Genomic DNA, 16,601 nt, shown 5'->3' with positions numbered 1-16,601 from the left:
TGCATCGGTGCTCGATGCGCTCAGCAGCCCGTTGGCGACATTGTGCAGCGCGACCGGCGCGCTGGCGTTCGCGCCGCCGAGCGTGACCGCGTTCCGAGCCGACGAGTCGTACTGCACGGCATTGCCGATGGCCGAGGAAACGGCGTAGAGCTGCGAGCCGTTGACGGCTTCCGTGCTGTCCGCCGAGACCTTGCCCGGCGCGAGCTGCACGATCTTCTGGTTGCTCATCGTGACGACGCTGTCGAACGTCGTCGGGCCATAGACCATTACGCTCGCGCCACGGATATTGAGCGTGCCGTTCTGGTAGCCGGCCACCTGTGCGGTCGAGGCGCCAAACCCATAGCCGCCCTTCGTGTCACCGGCGTTGTTCAGCGAGAAGGCGAGGCCGTCGGACGTGCCCTTGCCGTCGGTCGAGCAGTCCAGCGATTCGCTGCCGCCGCTGTAGCCCCACGCATACCCTTTTGCGCCGGAGCAGATCTCAAGGCCGCCCTGGCCGACAGTCCCGGCCGTTGCGGCAAATGTCGCAGCCGGCGAGAAGCTTGCTGCGAGTCCAACGGCCCCGGTGGCAAGGACGGCGAGCCGGCGTGAAGACTTGCGATGGGCCGTGGCGGTTTCGGGCGCGGCGACCCAGGTTTGGTCTGTTTCGCTCCAGACAGAGCGATAGGTCTTATTCATTTAGGAAACCATATTAGAGTTGATTTGGTCCGCGCATGCGCCTCTGACATCCAGATGAGAGCCGGGATGCCTAAAAGTAAACTCCATCTCGGCGATGCGTCATGCAACTCTATTGGCGGAATGCGGGAATCAGGAATACGAATATTCTTAATTCCACATCGAAAGATGAAAATAGATTCGGATGCCGATAATTTTTGAAGATGACTGAGATTCTGATGCCTTGATAGCAAAATCAAATCAACATTCTTACCATTTTGATGGTCAAATTGAATTACTTGAGAGTGTTGTGTATTTTTGTAAATTAATATGAAAATATGTCAATAACGGATTGGATTTAATTCGGGCTGTTAAGATAGCCGCGCCACCAAAACGGGGTGGTTTCCACTTATACACTGGAGAACCAGAAATGCAAAAAATCGATCGCGCTCAGCTCGCCAACACCCAAGCCGCAGGCGGTTGCTGCAAGACATCGTGCACGTGCCCGTGCTCGGGTGGCTCGACGCCGGTTCCGCGCTAATCGCCTGAGCTGAACGAAAGGGGGGACGCCCCCTTTCTGCTTTTGGGGCTAGCTTTCAGGGTTAGGGTTCCTTCCGACATCGCTGGGCCAGGCAAATGACCGCCTACATATCGTTGCAATACCTCAAGCGCCTGGGCGCGCAACTCGCGCGCGGGCGGCTGGCGCTGCGCAGGAGGGTGCTCGCTTGCTTGCCTTTCGCGACCATCGAGCGAATCGCACTGGCCAACTGGATGATTCATGCGGTCTACGACGGCCGTATTCGTGCGACTGGCGTATCGCGCTATGAGACCGGGCGTATCGACGTCGGCCTCGGGCGCGCGGATGCGTTACGTACCATGAGCGCAAACGTGCGCGAAGCATGGCTCGACGAACGCATTTACGCCGGGCGCTCATTGCGGCGGGACAGTTGGCCCGATCTGCGCGCGGCGGCTCATCAACTGGCCGCGCGGATCAAGCAGATCAAGGCCGCGGAACCGGGCCGCGTCGTGGTGCTCTCGCCATTTCACTACGTCTCGCAATACGCGAATATCTATGTCGTAGACGAAGTGCGTCGCGCGTTGGGATTGGAGTCGATGTCGGTCGTTTCCGGTGTGCCGCGCGATATTTACGGCAACGATGCGGCCATGATTCCTTCGATTCAGGTGCTTTATACCTACGACGAAAATGGCCGCGAAAGTCGCAATGGTCTGGGTTTGCGCGTCATGCGCGCGTTGCGTCGCGATGGCGTAGCCGTGGTGTTTTCCGACGTTCCGCCGTTTACGCTCGCGAGGTATCCCATGGAGACCGTGGGTGTGACGATAGGCGGCCGGCCCGCACGCGTGCACAACGGCGTTTTCAGGCTCGGTGCGCCCGTGAATGCGCTCCTGCTGCCGTTTTATCTGAGCTTCGAGAAAGGGCGCTTCGGCCTGAGGATGTTCGAGCCCATCGCGCTTGCCGATGCCGCCGCACCGCAGCGCCTCGCCCACGATATCGAGATTGCGCGCGGGGAGAATTATCCGCACTGGCTCTACGCCGGACATCCGTCGGTTTACCACTTCGCCGCAGTCCGTTAGCCCTACTTATAAATAGCAGCACGAGCAGACCAGACGGCGCGCAGCGCCGGAAAATACACGTCGGCCGGCACGACCGGCCGCGGGGATCAACAACGTGGAACCGATCTATCTTCCCGAGTTCCGGGATATCCGCTGGCGTTGGATTGCCTATGCGGCATCGACGATCGTGGTGCTGGGCATTGTGTTTGCCTTTACGCACGAAGTCGAACTCAAGCAGGACGTGCGGAGCGAGATCGTGTCTCCCGCGGAAATCAAGATACAAGGCGCGAGCGGGCTGATCTCGTCGATCTACGTCCGGCCGCCCGAACACGTGAGCGCCGGCCAGCCGCTTTTCCGCGTCGAGCGCGATCTCTCGCTCGCGAGCGACGGCACGCGCCGAACGGCATTCGATGCCCAGGTGCGCGACGAGGAGCGCCGCGCCGCCGACGCGCGCTATACCCAGCGGCACATCGACCTCACGACACAGCTCGCCACGGCGCGCACGAACGAAGCGAGCCGTCGCGCCGAGCTTGCCGAACTGGACGTGCAGGGAGCACAGAACAGCCTGCTCGTGAGCGAGGCGCAGAAGAAGGTCGCACGGCTCGAATCGGTGTCGGATTACGTTGCCGCCGACCGCGTCGAGCAGGCGCGCGCGGATCTGCACCAGAGCCGTATCGCGCGAGCGGAGGCGGCTTCGCGTCGGCAGCAGACCCAGGCGGCGCTCGCCGATCTGCAGAACAGTCAGACTGCTCTCGCCGCGCAACTCAAGGAACTCGACGCGAGCCATGCGCGCGATCTCCAGGAAGCCGATGCGCGTTTCGAGCAAAACCGGCGCGACGCGACGATTTCGGCGCCGAAGGCGGGCATGGTGACGTTCTCGCGTCTCGTGCAGGGAAGCACGCTCCAGCCCGACGACATCGCGATGGTGATCGTCACCGATCCCACGCAACCGTTGCGCGCCGAATTGCGCATTCCGTCGCGTCGGCGCGGTTTCGTGCACGAGGGGCAGACGGTGCGCCTGAAGTTCGACGCGTTCCCTTATGCGCGCTTCGGCTCATACGAAGCCCGCATCGACTCGATTTCACGCACGACGGTCGCCGCGCCGTCAGCGCCCACCGGAGCGGCCGCCGCGGATGCGGCCAACGGCGGCGCGCCGCCGGAGCCGGGCGACGAGTACATCGCGTGGGTCACGCTGCCCGGCCACACGTTCCACTACGGCTCGCAGCGTTTCGACATTCTGCCGGGCATGCAGGCGACCGCGAGCGTCGTCGTCGAGCGACGCACGATCGCCGAATGGGTGCTCGAGCCGCTGTTCAAGATCGTACGAGGCTGAAATGCAGGTGATCTACCAGAACGAAGTCGCCGAGTGCGGCTACGCGTGTCTTGCCATGGTGCTCACGCATTTCGGGCGCGCCACGGAGGTGCGCGAGCTTTCGGCGTATCGGCCGATCTCGGCGAACGGTCTTTCGCTGATGGACCTCTACGACGCGGCGACCGATTTCGGCCTCGAAGTCCAGGCGTTCCGCTTCGATGCTTCGCAGGTCGGCGAAATCAAGCGCGGCTCGATCATTCATTTCGGCGGCGCGCATTTCGTCGTGTTCGAGCGCGCCACGCGCAACTACGTCACGTTGCTCGACCCCGCGGTGGGGCGCCGGCGCATCGCCATGGATACGTTCGTCGCGTGCGTTTCCGGCTATCTGATCGAATGCTCGCCGACCCCGGCGCTCACGCGAATCAAGCGGCGCTCGCGGGTGCCCGACGCGCTTGCGCGCCTGCGTGCGCTCAATCCGCAACTGCGCGGCCAGTTCGCCAAGATTCTCTTCGTTGCGTTCGGGGCGCAGTTTGCGATCCTCGCGCAACCTTATTTCGGCTCGTTCGTGCTCGATCACGTCGTGGCCGAGGACAACCTCGAGCTGCTCAACGTGCTCGCGCTCACGTTCGGGACGATCTTCCTCGTCGGCGCGCTGAGCCAGTACGTGCAGGGCGTGCTGGTCGAGCTGCTGTACGCGCGCATGAGCGTGAACGCCACGGAAGGGTTGTTTGCGCACCTGTTGCGCGTGCCTATCGCGTACTTCGAGAAGCGCAATGTCGGCGACATCTTCACGCGCTTCAAGTCGCAGGAAGAGATCAACGGCTTCGCCTCGCGCCAGGCCGTGTCGTTCTGCATCGACGTGACGGTCGGCTTGCTGGCGATGCTGTTGATGTTCGTTCAGAACACCAAACTATCCATCGTCGTGCTGGTGATTTTTGCCGTCTACGTCGTGGTTTCCGGGGCCATTTTCGCGTCGATGCGCGATGCGCACGCCCGCGTGCTTCAGGAGGGCGCGCGTTGCGACGACGCGCTCTTCGAGACCGTGCGCGGCGCGTCGCTCATCAAGCTCTCGCAAGGCGAGACGCGTCGCGTGGCGCGTTTCATGGAGCTCTTTCGCACCTATGCCTCGGCGTTGTTCCAGAGCAGCCGGCTTTCCGCCACACGCGACGCGGTGCTCAAGCTGCTCATGCACGTGGAGACGCTGGCCGTCACCTGGTTCGCCGCGAAGCTGATGCTGGGCGGCGTGATTTCCGTCGGCGCGTTCTACTCGTTCATGATCTACAAGGCGCTCTTTTCCGAACGGATCGCCTCCACCATCAATACGGGTTTTGCGTATTACATGCTGAGCGTGCCGGTCGCCCGGGTCGACGATATCGTGGCCTGCGAGCCGGAGCGCTACACGGCGCTCGCCGACGTGCACAAGACCGTCGAGGTCCGCGAATTCGAGCGCATCGGCGTGCGCAACGTGACCTTTGCCTACGGCGTCTCGGACCAGCCCGTGCTCGCGGGCGCGAACATCGATATCGTGCGCGGCGACAAGATCGTCATCACGGGGCCGTCGGGCGCGGGCAAGTCCACGCTCTTCAAATTGCTGGCCGCTTCGGAAGCGCCGCAGCAGGGCGAGATCACGCTCAACGGGATTGCGTGGCCGAATCTGAGCGTCGATGAGATTCGCCGCCACGCGGTCCACATGCGGCAGGGCGACATCATCCTGCACGGCTCGATCGCCGACAATATTTCGCTCTTCGAAGGTAATCCCGACGAAGCGCGCATTCTCGCGCTGCTCGAAGAGGTCGGCTTGCTCGATGACGTGATGCGCTTGCCGATGCGCACGCGCACGGTCATCAGCGATTCGCTGGCGAATATTTCGGCGGGCCAGCGGCAGCGGCTGCTGCTGGCACGCGCGCTCTATCAGCGGCGCGAGTTGCTGCTGCTCGACGAGCCGACCTCGAATCTCGATCCCGTGGCGGTGCGGCGCATTTCGGCGCTGCTCCAGCGCATCGATCGCACGGTCGTGGTCATCACGCACGACGTCGCGATGGCCGAGGGCTTCGAAAAGCACTACCGGCTCGTCGATGGCGCGTTCGTGCGCGTCGAGCGCGAGCGGGCCAGCGCGGCGATGGAGGGCGTGGCATGAGTGGCGCTCGTCCCCGGCGCGCCGTGCGCGCGCTCGCGCTTGCCTGCCTGCTGCTCGCGAGCGGGGCGCGCGCCGCGGACCTGCTTTCCGTGGTCGGCGACGCGCTCGATCACGACCCGGCGCTCGCGGCCTCGCTCGCCGCGTCGCGCGCCGCCGCGCAGGCCGTGCCCAAAGCGCGCGCGGGACTGCTGCCGCACGTCACGGGCGGCTGGGGCCGCGCCTATAACGGCATCGTGATGGAGGACTTCCCGAACCAGCACTACTGGCAGAGCGGCTGGACGATCGGGCTGACGCAGCCCGTCTTCAACTGGGCGAACTGGACCGCATACCGCCAGGCCGACTACGAGGTCGCGCGAGGGCGTCTGCAGGTCGCGAGCGCGACGCAGGACACCATCCTCGCGGTGGCGCAGGCCTATTTCGACGCGCTCGCCGCCAATGACGAAGTGGCGCGGGCGACGGATTATCTGCGCGCGCTCGATGCGCACCTCGCGCTGGTCGTGCGCGCGAAGGCGGCAGGCGAGGCCACGCTGATCGACGTGCAGGACGGCGAGGCGAGCCGCGCGCAGGCGCAACTGCAATTGCTCGACGCGCAGAGCCAGGCGCGTCTCGCGCGCGCGGCGCTCGAACGTCTCGCGGGCAAGGGCGTGGAGACGCTCGCGCCGCTGCCGCCGGGCGGCGCGCCCTTGCTGCAGCCGGCCGACGTCGAGCCGTGGGTCACGCAGGCGCAAACGCACGGCTATGCGGTGCAGATCGGCGAAGTGGCGCTGCAGATCGCGAAGTTCGACACCGAAAAGGCGCGCGCGGGACGTTATCCGACGGTCGATCTCCAGGTGACGCACACGCCGGCCGGCGCGGCGGGCGGCTATTCGCGACCCACGACGACGACGACCGGCATGCTCTCGGTCACGATTCCGCTTTTCGCGGGCGGCGAGATCACGGCGAAAGTCGATGAGGCGAGCGCGCTCGAAGACAAGGCGCGCGACGAGCTCGACGCGGCGGTGCGCGACTCGGGCGCGGGCGCGCGCGACGCGTGGCTGCGCGTGAGTTCGGGGCGTGCCCGCGTGAGCGCGCTCGAACAGGTCGTGCGGCGCGGACAGACTGCGCTCGACGCGACGCGCGTCGGCTTCGGCGTGGGCAGTCGCACGAGCCTCGACGTGCTGCGCGCGACCGACACGCTCTACGCGAGCCGCCGCGACCTGATCCGCGCGCGCTACGATTCCGTGCTCGCGTTGCTCAAACTGCTTTCGCAGACTGCCACGCTCGATCTCGACGAAGTCGGGCGCATCAATGCGCAGCTCTTTGCGGGCGGCGTGCCGCCGGAGAATGGTGAACGAGGGAAGGCTCGGCAGCGCGAGGGCGGCACGGCCAGCGCGGTCCCGCAGATGCCAGTACAACCGCTACCGGACACAGGAAGCCCGAGTTACGCGATCGAAGCGCCGGCGCACCGCAACGCGAACGGCGAGGAGAACCCCCCCGCTCCGCAAGCTATATCGCCCAGCAACACAGTGGTCATGCCGGCTACGAGCAACGGCGAGGCGTCAGCAACGCGACCAGCAGCGCAAAGCGAGGCGCGTGTCGAGCAGCCGAAGCATGAAGACGCGCCGCCGCCGCAAAACGCCACGGCTACAAGCACACCGCCAGCGCCGCGCGTACTCTCGGCATCGGACATGGCGCCCGCGGCATCGGTTCTGCGCAACAGCTACGTGCCGCTCATCCCCTGAACGCTACGGACTCCGACGCATATCGACCCAAGCAAAAGGCCCGAAGCATTGCGCTTCGGGCCTTTTGCGTACTAGCTGACTACTTGAGCCGTTCCGGCGGCGATTACTGCTTGGCGCCGCCCTGGAACCACATGGCGATCTTCTGACGCTCGTCGTCGGTCATGTGCGTGACGTTGCCGAGCGGCATCGCCTTGAGCGTGACGGCCTGCTGATACAGCCGCTGGGCGTTCTGCGAGATCTCGTCGGGCGTATCGAACATCACGCCGGCGGGCGCGGCGCCCATCATCGTCGGGTGCGCCGAGTGGCAGGTTGCGCAACGCTGCTGCAGGATCGGCTGGATGTCCGAGATCTTCAGCGTCGGGGCGTTCGCGGCTTCGGCTTGCGGCACGACCGGGCGCGGCAGCGTCCAGACCAGCGCGACGAACATCAGCACCACGCCGCCGATCGGCAGATACCAGAGCTGCTGACCACGGTGACGCATCACGAAGAACTGGCGAATCAGCGCGCCGGCCAGCATGATCACCACGAGCACGGCCCAGTTGTAGGCGTGCGCATAGGTCATCGCGTAGTGGTTCGACAGCATCGCGAACACGACGGGCAGCGTGAAGTAGGTGTTGTGCACCGAGCGCTGCTTGCCGCGCTTGCCGTAGATCGGGTTCGGCGTTTCGCCCTTGAGCATCGCGGCAACCATCTTGCGCTGGCCCGGGATGATCACGAAGAACACGTTCGCCGACATGATCGTCGCCAGCATCGCGCCCATGATCAGGTACGCTGCGCGGCCCGAGAAGATGTGGCAGGCGAGGTAGGCCGCGATCACGACGTAGATGCCGACGCACACGCCGAGCAGCTTGTCCTTCGTGCCCAGTGCGCGGCACAGCGAGTCATAGACGATCCAGCCGGCGGCGAGGAAGCCGAGCGCCGAGAAGATCGCGACGACCGGGCCCATGTCGAGCACGTTCTTGTCGATCAGGTACGTGTTCGGCGCCATCAGGTACAGCACCGTGAACAGCGACGCGCCCGAGAGCCACGTCGTGTACGAGGGCCACTTCGACCAGTGCAGGTCGTCCGGCATTTCGGGCGGCGCGACGGTGTACTTCTGCATGTTGTAGAAGCCGCCGCCGTGCACGTGCCACAGTTCGCCGAACACGCCGCGACGCTTCTGGTTCGGGTCCGTAGGCGGTTTGAGGCTGTTGTCGAGCGCGACGAAGTAGAACGATTCGCCAATCCAGGCGATGGCCGCGATGACGTGGAACCAGCGCAATGCGAGGTTCAGCCAGTCGGTAATAAAGCCTTCCATGAAACTCCTCCACTCCTGATTCGTTGCGCGCGGACGGCGATGCGTCTCGCGCTGACTGGGGGGCGGCACGCAGGATCCGGGTTATCGGGCTTCGCGCCAAACGCCGTGAGAAAGTCCGGCGCCGCAAAAGCGGGGCGTCGCTCGCGCGCGCTGGCCGCCAGTCTCGTTGCTATGCTGTTATGCGTTTTTGGTTTCGCAGTACCGCTTAGCTACCGCGATAGGTGCTGTACGCCCACGGCGAAACGAGCAGCGGCACGTGGTAGTGCGCGCCGGTGTCGGCGATGCCGAAACGCAGCACGACGCGGTCGACGAAGCGCGGTTCCGGCACTTTGGCTCCGAGCGCGGCGAAGTAGTCGCCGGCGTGGAACACCAGTTCGTATTCGCCCGTGGCGAGTGCCGTGCCTTCGAGCAGCGGTTCGTCGCAACGGCCGTCGTGGTTGGTCGTGACGGTCTTCAGCGCACGGCGTGCCTCGCCGTCGAGCGCGTAGAGTTCGACCTTGATGCCCGCGCCGGGACGGCCGTTCGCGGTGTCGAGCACGTGGGTAGTCAGCTTGCCCATTCGCAGTTTTCCTTGTGTTTTCCTGGTGTCATTGCGAGGTTTCGGCGGCAGCCCGATCCGGTGAATCCGAAGATTCTTGCGGCGGATCGAGGCTCCACGTCAGCTGTGGCTACATACCCGTCGGCGGATCGAAGCGAGCGCCGTGCACGCATTTTAAGAACGATTGCGGCATAAGCGCGCGAGCGATAGGAAAGATAATGCCTGGAGCATGTGCCTCGCGCGCTGCGCCTTGCTCCACGGGGCTTTCGGGCCGGTTCGGGGTTCGGGTTTCTACCCATGGCCAGATCGTAAACCCGCCAAAAATCGACCTTTATATGAATCGCGTGAATTCGGGTATCTCGGCTGGGCGAATTGTCAGCGTAATTTTGGCCGCGGAAGGTAACGGTCATGCGCGTCCCGCCTTCCGGTGGGCCGCGCGTCCCGAAGACGGCGCCAGGCGCTGGGTAACCGGGCCAGCGGCGTCTGCAGTCGGGACGCGTCGGCACCGGAATCCCGGATGGCCGGCGCGTGCGGCGAGGGCGTCTGCTTCACATTCACGGTATCTCAAACGCGGCATGCGGCGCGCTCATCGGCGCGAAGCGTGCACCGCGGCAAGACAACGGAGCGAACAGACACGATGGAACCCACCAACCGCACATCGCGCACGCCAGGCGCGGAGCAGGCGCAACGGCCGGGGCGCGGCAAGACCCTGCTGGTGAAGAACGCCGACATGCTGGTGACGATGGACGACGCGCGCCGCGAGATCCGCGGCGGCGGCCTCTTTGTCGAAGACAACCGCATCGTCGCGGTCGGCCCGACGGAAAGTCTGCCCGCCACGGCCGACGAGGTGATCGACGCGAGCGGCCATATCGTCACGCCGGGGCTCGTCAACACCCACCATCACATGTACCAGAGCCTCACGCGCGCCGTGCCCGCCGCGCAGGACGCCGAGCTGTTCGGCTGGCTCACGAATCTCTACAAGGTCTGGGCGAACCTCACGCCCGAGATGATCGAGGTCTCGACGCTCACGGCCATGGCCGAGCTGCTGCTGTCGGGCTGCACGACTTCGAGCGATCACCTTTACATCTATCCGAACGGCAGCCGCCTCGACGACAGCATCCGCGCCGCGCAGCAAATCGGCATGCGCTTTCACGCGGCGCGAGGGAGCATGAGCGTCGGCCAGAAGGACGGCGGCCTGCCGCCCGATTCCGTGGTCGAAAACGAAGACGCGATTCTCGCCGATACCCAGCGCCTCATCGAGACGTATCACGACGAGGGCCGTTACGCGATGCTGCGCGTCGTGGTGGCGCCGTGCTCGCCGTTCTCAGTGAGCCGCGACCTGATGCGCGAGTCGGCGACGCTCGCGCGCCACTATGGCGTCTCCATGCACACGCACCTCGCGGAGAACGTCAACGACATCGCCTATAGCCGCGAGAAGTTCGGCATGACGCCCGCCGAGTACGCCGAGGATCTGGGCTGGGTGGGCCGCGACGTCTGGCATGCGCACTGTGTGCAGCTCGACGAGCACGGCATCGGTCTGTTCGGGCGTACCGGCACGGGCGTCGCGCATTGCCCGTGCTCGAACATGCGGCTGGCCTCGGGCATCGCGCCCGTCAAGAAAATGCGCCTCGCGGGCGTGCCGGTGGGGCTCGGCGTGGACGGTTCCGCCTCGAACGACGGCGCCCAGATGGTGGCCGAGGCGCGCCAGGCGATGCTGCTCGCGCGTGTGGGCTTCGGTCCGGACGCGATGACCGCGCGCGAAGCGCTGGAAATCGCCACGCTGGGCGGCGCACGCGTGCTGGGCCGCGACGACATCGGCGCGCTCGCGCCGGGCATGGCCGCCGATTTCATCGCGTTCGATTTGCGCCAGCCGCTCTTTGCCGGCGCGCTGCACGATCCGGTGGCGGCGCTCGTGTTCTGCGCGCCGTCGCAGGTCGCGCTCTCGGTGATCGGCGGGCGGACCGTCGTGAAGGAGGGCGTGCTGCAGACCGTCGAGCTCGGGCCCGTGATCGAGCGGCATAACCGGCTCGCGGCGCAGCTCGTGCAGTCGGCGAGGTAAAGGGCCGCGGGGCTAAAGCGGTGCCAAAGCAAACGGGCGGCGCGCGTGAGCGGGCCGCCCGTGGCGGAAATACGTTGAAAGTGCGCTCACGCAGCGTGGTGGCGGCTACCTTGCGCCCGCGGCGTCGCGCACCGTTCAGGGCTTGTCGATCAGCGTCTTCGTGGCTTCGGTCACGAGGCTGCGTAACCAGCGTACTTCGTCCGAGTAATGACAGCGTTCATGCCACAACTGGTAGTACTGCATCGGCGGGAAATCGAGCGGCGCGGGCACGACCGTGAGCGGCAGGAAGCGCGCGTAGTGGTCGGCGAACAGGCGCGTCGTGGTGAAGACGAGATCCGACTTGATGAGCACGTACGGCGCGAGGTTGAAGTACGGCAGCGTGACGACCACGTGGCGCTTGAGGCGCTCGCGCGCGAGATGCACGTCGATGGCGCCGCGCTGGCCCACCGAGTACGGCGTGGGCGCGAGATGCGGCGCATTGAGGTACTGGTCGAGCGTGAGCCCGCCGCGCTTGGCGAACGGGTGCGTATTGCTCATCAGGCAGACGATCTGGTCGACGAACAGGTTCGAGAGGTGCAATTGCTCGGGCGGCTCGGGCCAGTTGCCGATCACGATGTCGAGCTTGCCTTCCTCGAGCGCGAGCTCGTAGTCGAACGAGGGCCCAAGCGAATGGAACTCGAGCGTGGCGTTGGGCGCGGCCTGGCGAAAACGCTCGACCACGGTGGGCACGAACAGCACGTTCAGGTAGTCCGGGCAGCCGATGCGGTAGCAGCGGATGGACGTGGCCGGATCGAAATTATGCTGCTGGAAACGAATGCGCTCGATCTCGCGCAGGGCGTTCTGCACCGGTTCGAGCAGGCGCAGGCCGTATTCGGTGGGCACCATGCCGGACTTGCCGCGCACGAGGAGCGGGTCGCCGGTGATGTCGCGCAGACGCCGCAGCGCCGCGCTGATCGCAGGTTGCGACTGATTGAGCTTGACGGCGGCGCGCGTGACGCTGCGCTCCATCAAAAGGGTGTGCAAGACGCGCAAAAGGTACGTGTCGATCGCCTCGCGTTGCTGGCTCATGAACTCTCCGGATTATATGTTTAGGCTGATCGAGGGGCTTTGTGGGTATATGATTTTTAATATGAACTGAAAGGTCCGTCAAGGGAGGCTTTCCACTAAGCCTCCTTGTCGAGTCCGCGCCGCGCGGGGCACGCGGGTTTTTGGCGGCTCGACGCTGGCACGGCTAACAAGGTATTGTCGTTTCGCACGGCGACGCGTTACGGGGGCTCGCCGCGGCATCGAGCGGCACCGCACCACGTCAGAACACAGATAGCCAATAACGTACTACGGCGGAACCTTCATGGGCGATTCTTCTTCACGTCTGGCCGACGCTCCCCCCACGGGACACTCCTCGGGCGCCGGCGCGCCGCGGCTGGCGCTTGCGGGCATCACGAAGCAATATCCGGCCGTGCGCGCGAACGACAACGTCACGCTGTCGGTCGCGGCGGGCGAGATTCACGCGCTGCTCGGCGAGAACGGGGCGGGCAAGAGCACGCTCATGAAGATCGTCTACGGCGCGGTGCGCCCCGACGCGGGCGAGATCCGCTGGGAAGGCGAAGCGGTCGAGATCGCGAGCCCCGCTGCCGCGCGCAAGCTCGGCATCGGCATGGTGTTCCAGCATTTTTCGTTGTTCGAAACACTCACGGTGGGCGAGAACATCGCGCTCTCGCTCGACGAGCCGTTCGACCTCAAGGCGCTCGGCCAGCGCATTCGCGAGGTCTCGGCGCAATACGGGCTCGACGTCGATCCCCAGCGCCACGTGCACAGCCTCACGGTGGGCGAGCGCCAGCGCGTGGAGATCGTGCGCTGCCTCCTGCAGAACCCGCGCCTCCTCATCATGGACGAGCCGACCTCGGTGCTCACGCCGCAGGCCGTGCGCAAGCTGTTCGGCACCTTGCGGCGGCTCGCATCGGAAGGCTGCAGCATTCTCTACATCAGCCACAAGCTCGATGAAATCCAGGAGCTTTGCGACACGGCCACGGTGCTGCGCGGAGGCAAGGTGACCGGCAACGTGATTCCGCGCGAGGAGACGCATGCGTCGCTGGCGCGGCTGATGGTGGGCCACGAATTGCCCGCCTACACGCGCCGCGCGCATACGCCTGGCGACGTGCTGCTCGACGTGAAGCACTTGTCGATGCCGAGCGAAGACCCGTTCGGCACCTCGCTCGACGACGTCACGTTCGCCGTGCATGCGGGCGAGATCTTGGGGATTGCCGGGGTATCGGGCAACGGCCAGGCCGAACTGCTCGCCGCGCTCTCGGGCGAAGCGCGCGACGCGTTCCAGTCGCGCGCGGGCCGCCACGGCGCGGCCGCCGATGTCGTGACGATCTGCGGCAAGCCTGCCGCGCGCCTTTCCGCCGGTGCGCGGCGCAAGCTGGGCTTCGCCTTCGTGCCCGAGGAACGGCTCGGGCGCGGCGCGGTGCCCGCGATGTCGCTCGCCGAAAACGCGCTGCTCACGGGGCATCGCCAGGGCATGGTGCGCTCGGGCTGGCTCAGGACCGGCGCGATGCGCGCGTTCGCCGAGCGCTGCATCGGCGCGTTCGACGTGCGCTGCGGCGGTCCCGATGCACTGGCCCAGAGCCTCTCGGGCGGCAACCTGCAGAAGTACATCGTCGGGCGCGAGATCCTGCAGGCGCCGAAGGTGCTGGTGGTTGCCCAGCCCACCTGGGGCGTCGATGTCGGCGCGGCGGCGTTCATCCGGCAGCAGTTGCTCGACCTTTCGGCGCGCGGCGTGGCGATCCTCGTGATTTCGGAGGAGCTCGAGGAGCTCTTCGACATCTGCGATCGCATTGCGGTGCTCGCGGGCGGCCGGCTGTCGCCGGCGCGCCTCACCGGCGAGACCAACGCCGAGGAGATCGGCCGCTGGATGGCGGGCCTGTTCGGCGATCGCGGTGATCGAGGTGAGGGCGCCGGGCGCCCCGATGGCGGGCCGCCGCCCGCGGAGCCGGCCGCGCCGCCCTCCGCGCATGCGTGACGCTGCCGGGCCGCGATGTCGACGCCAGGCCCATTGCGCACGCGATACGAACGCACCACGAACGAGATAAGCCGAGATAAGCGCGCCGCGTGACGCGGACCTGAGCGAAGCGCGCTCAACGGCACAAAGCTTTCTACCCAAGCCAGAACCACGACCACCGGACCGATTGCCGATATCGCCACCATGATCTTTCCGTACCGCCTCGAAGCCCGCACGACGCCTTCCCGCACGGTTCGCATCGCCGTGCCGCTGGTCGCCGCACTCCTCACGCTCGCGATCGGCTTTCTGATCTTCGGCCTCGTCGGGCGCGATCCCGTTGAGGCCATGCACGCGTTCTTCATCGACCCGCTCTCGAGCATCAACGGCTGGTCCGAGCTGCTGCTCAAGGCCTCGCCGCTGTGCCTGATCGCGCTGGGCCTCGCGGCGGGCTATCGCGCCAACGTCTGGAACATCGGCGCGGAAGGGCAGATGGTGCTCGGCGGCATCGCGGCGAGCGGCGTGGCCATCTACTTCGATCAGTCGACGGGCTGGTGGATCCTGTTCCTCATGATGCTCGCGGGCGTGCTGGGCGGCATGGCCTGGGCGGCGATTCCCGCGTGGCTCAAGAGCCGCTTCAACACGAGCGAAATCCTCACGAGCCTGATGCTCACCTACGTCGCCACACAACTGCTGATCTGGCTCGTGAGCGGGCCGTGGCGCGATCCGAACGGCATGAACTTCCCGCTTTCGGAGATGTTCAGCGGCGATGCGCTCTATCCGACCTTCGGCGGCGACTGGCGCATCCACTGGCTGCGCGGCACGCGGCTCAACACGTCGATCTTCCTCACGCTCGTGGCCATTCCGCTCGTGTGGCTCTTCATGCGCCGCAGCTTCGCGGGCTATCGCATGAGCGTGGGCGGCCTCGCGCCGCTCGCCGCGCGCTACGCGGGCTTTTCCGATAAGAAGACGATCTGGACCTCGCTGCTGATCTCTGGCGGCCTCGCCGGACTCGCAGGCATGGGCGAGATCGCGGGCCCGATCGGCCAGTTGCAGGCGACGTGGTCGCCCGGCTATGGCTTCACGGCGATCATCGTCGCGTTCGTGGGGCGGCTGCATCCGGTCGGGATAGTGCTCGCGAGCCTCTTGATGGCGCTGCTCTATCTGGGCGGCGAAGCGGTGCAGACCTCGCTGCAACTGCCTCAGGCGCTTTCGGGCGTGTTCCAGGGCTTGTTGCTGTTCTGTCTGCTCGGCGCGGACCTCTTCGTGAATTACCGCGTGCGCCGCCGCCATCCGGTCGCGGCGGCACGCTGACTCACTGATCGGTACCTCCACGAAAAAAACCACCCCGAAAAGCATACGAAAGAGGCTTCACCACATGGATATCCAGCAAGCCAGCTCGCTCGCCTCGAGCGCCGTCACCGCGGCCATCCCGCTGATGTTCGCGGGCGTGGGCGAACTCGTCACGGAAAAGTCGGGCGTGCTCAACCTCGGCGTGGAAGGCATGATGCTGATGGGCGCCGTGACCGGCTACGCGCTCACGACGATTACCGGCGATCCCTGGCTCGGGCTGCTGGCCGGCATCGGCGCGGGCGTCGCCATGGCGCTCTTGTTCGGCTTCCTCACGCTCACGATGCAGGCCAACCAGGTCGCCACGGGGCTGTCGCTCACGATCTTCGGCGTCGGGCTTTCGGCGTATGTCGGCAAGCCCTACACCTCGGCGGCCAGCTCGGCGACGATCGACGCCTGGCCGATTCCGGGTCTCTCGCATCTGCCCGTGGTCGGGCCCGCGTTTTTCAGTCTCACGCCCGTCGATTACCTCGCATTCCTGATGTTTGCCGTGGTCGGCTGGTTCCTCTATCGCACGCGCGCGGGGCTCGTGCTGCGCTCGGTGGGCGAATCTCCGCAGGTCGCACACTCGGTGGGCTTTCCCGTGATTGGCGTGCGCTACGGCGCGACGGCGTTCGGCGGTGCGATGGCGGGCCTCGCGGGCAGCTATTACTCGGTCGTGCAACTGCATCTGTGGCAGGAGCAGATCACGGCGGGGCGCGGCTGGATCGCGCTTGCGCTCGTCGTGTTCGCGACGTGGCGGCCGGGGCGTCTCCTGATCGGCGCGCTGCTGTTCGGCGCGGTCACGGGCGCGCAGTTCTATGCGCAGGCCGTCGGCGTGCCGGTGCCCACGCAGTTCCTCGCGATGCTCCCCTATGTGGCGACGATCGTCGTGCTCGTCCTCATTTCCCGCAATCCGAACACGATTCGCCTGAACGCGCCGGCCTCGCTCGGCAAGCCGTTTTATGGGGCCGCCTAGGTGGGGCC

12 protein-coding genes are annotated in these 16,601 nt (G+C 65.8%); 8 read left to right on the top strand and 4 right to left on the bottom strand.

Annotated features, from left to right (window positions below; genetic code table 11):
* A partial coding sequence (locus U5775_RS19935; RefSeq protein WP_322059807.1) for an ESPR-type extended signal peptide-containing protein occupies positions 1 to 675 on the bottom strand: 675 nt, incomplete at its 3' end.
* Between the two features lie 612 nt (positions 676 to 1,287).
* Here U5775_RS19935 and U5775_RS19930 point away from each other — a divergent pair.
* The 4 genes from U5775_RS19930 (at position 1,288) to U5775_RS19915 (ending at position 7,393) form a co-directional block, all read left to right on the top strand.
* The gene (locus U5775_RS19930) at positions 1,288 to 2,244 is read left to right on the top strand and encodes a hypothetical protein (protein WP_322059806.1); all 957 of its coding nucleotides are present in this window, start codon (positions 1,288 to 1,290) and stop codon (positions 2,242 to 2,244) included.
* A gap of 94 nt (positions 2,245 to 2,338) precedes the next feature.
* Positions 2,339 to 3,556, top strand: a complete 1,218-nt coding sequence (locus U5775_RS19925; RefSeq protein WP_322059805.1) for an HlyD family secretion protein — start codon at positions 2,339 to 2,341, stop codon at positions 3,554 to 3,556.
* A gap of 1 nt (position 3,557) precedes the next feature.
* Positions 3,558 to 5,672, top strand: a complete 2,115-nt coding sequence (locus U5775_RS19920) for a peptidase domain-containing ABC transporter (RefSeq protein WP_322059804.1) — start codon at positions 3,558 to 3,560, stop codon at positions 5,670 to 5,672.
* Entirely contained in the window at positions 5,669 to 7,393 is a 1,725-nt protein-coding gene (locus U5775_RS19915; protein ID WP_322059803.1) for a TolC family outer membrane protein, read from the top strand. Before U5775_RS19920 ends, U5775_RS19915 begins: the two co-directional genes overlap by 4 nt.
* 103 nt (positions 7,394 to 7,496) lie before the next feature.
* Here U5775_RS19915 and U5775_RS19910 read toward each other — a convergent pair whose 3' ends face one another.
* Both U5775_RS19910 and uraH read right to left on the bottom strand, forming a co-directional pair.
* Complete coding sequence (locus U5775_RS19910) at positions 7,497 to 8,690, bottom strand: urate hydroxylase PuuD (protein WP_322059802.1); 1,194 nt, start codon at positions 8,688 to 8,690, stop codon at positions 7,497 to 7,499.
* Between the two features lie 205 nt (positions 8,691 to 8,895).
* A complete protein-coding gene (gene uraH / locus U5775_RS19905; RefSeq protein ID WP_322059801.1) occupies positions 8,896 to 9,249 on the bottom strand; it encodes a hydroxyisourate hydrolase in 354 nt (117 codons plus the stop codon).
* A gap of 616 nt (positions 9,250 to 9,865) precedes the next feature.
* On the opposite strand from uraH, the gene U5775_RS19900 reads away from it, so the two are divergent.
* Positions 9,866 to 11,287 (top strand): 8-oxoguanine deaminase, encoded by a 1,422-nt coding sequence (locus U5775_RS19900; protein WP_322059800.1) that lies wholly within the window; start codon positions 9,866 to 9,868, stop codon positions 11,285 to 11,287.
* Between the two features lie 135 nt (positions 11,288 to 11,422).
* Here U5775_RS19900 and U5775_RS19895 read toward each other — a convergent pair whose 3' ends face one another.
* The gene (locus U5775_RS19895) at positions 11,423 to 12,355 is read right to left on the bottom strand and encodes a LysR substrate-binding domain-containing protein (RefSeq protein ID WP_028216261.1); all 933 of its coding nucleotides are present in this window, start codon (positions 12,353 to 12,355) and stop codon (positions 11,423 to 11,425) included.
* 280 nt (positions 12,356 to 12,635) lie between these two features.
* On the opposite strand from U5775_RS19895, the gene U5775_RS19890 reads away from it, so the two are divergent.
* The 3 genes from U5775_RS19890 to U5775_RS19880 all read left to right on the top strand — a co-directional run bounded on the left by U5775_RS19890 (position 12,636) and on the right by U5775_RS19880 (position 16,593).
* Positions 12,636 to 14,309 (top strand): ABC transporter ATP-binding protein, encoded by a 1,674-nt coding sequence (locus U5775_RS19890; protein WP_415913610.1) that lies wholly within the window; start codon positions 12,636 to 12,638, stop codon positions 14,307 to 14,309.
* A 183-nt stretch (positions 14,310 to 14,492) separates the two neighbouring features.
* On the top strand, positions 14,493 to 15,599 hold the full coding sequence (locus U5775_RS19885; protein WP_322059799.1) for an ABC transporter permease: 1,107 nt from the start codon (positions 14,493 to 14,495) through the stop codon (positions 15,597 to 15,599).
* A 64-nt stretch (positions 15,600 to 15,663) separates the two neighbouring features.
* Positions 15,664 to 16,593, top strand: coding sequence for an ABC transporter permease (locus tag U5775_RS19880; RefSeq protein ID WP_322059798.1), 930 nt, complete (start codon positions 15,664 to 15,666; stop codon positions 16,591 to 16,593).
* Positions 16,594 to 16,601 lie beyond the last annotated feature (8 nt).

The organism is Paraburkholderia sp. J63, assembly GCF_905220245.1.
In the GTDB taxonomy this organism is placed as follows: domain Bacteria; phylum Pseudomonadota; class Gammaproteobacteria; order Burkholderiales; family Burkholderiaceae; genus Paraburkholderia.
The sequence above is the reverse complement of the archived record's forward strand: the minus strand, read 5'-3'. Positions and strand labels throughout refer to the sequence as shown.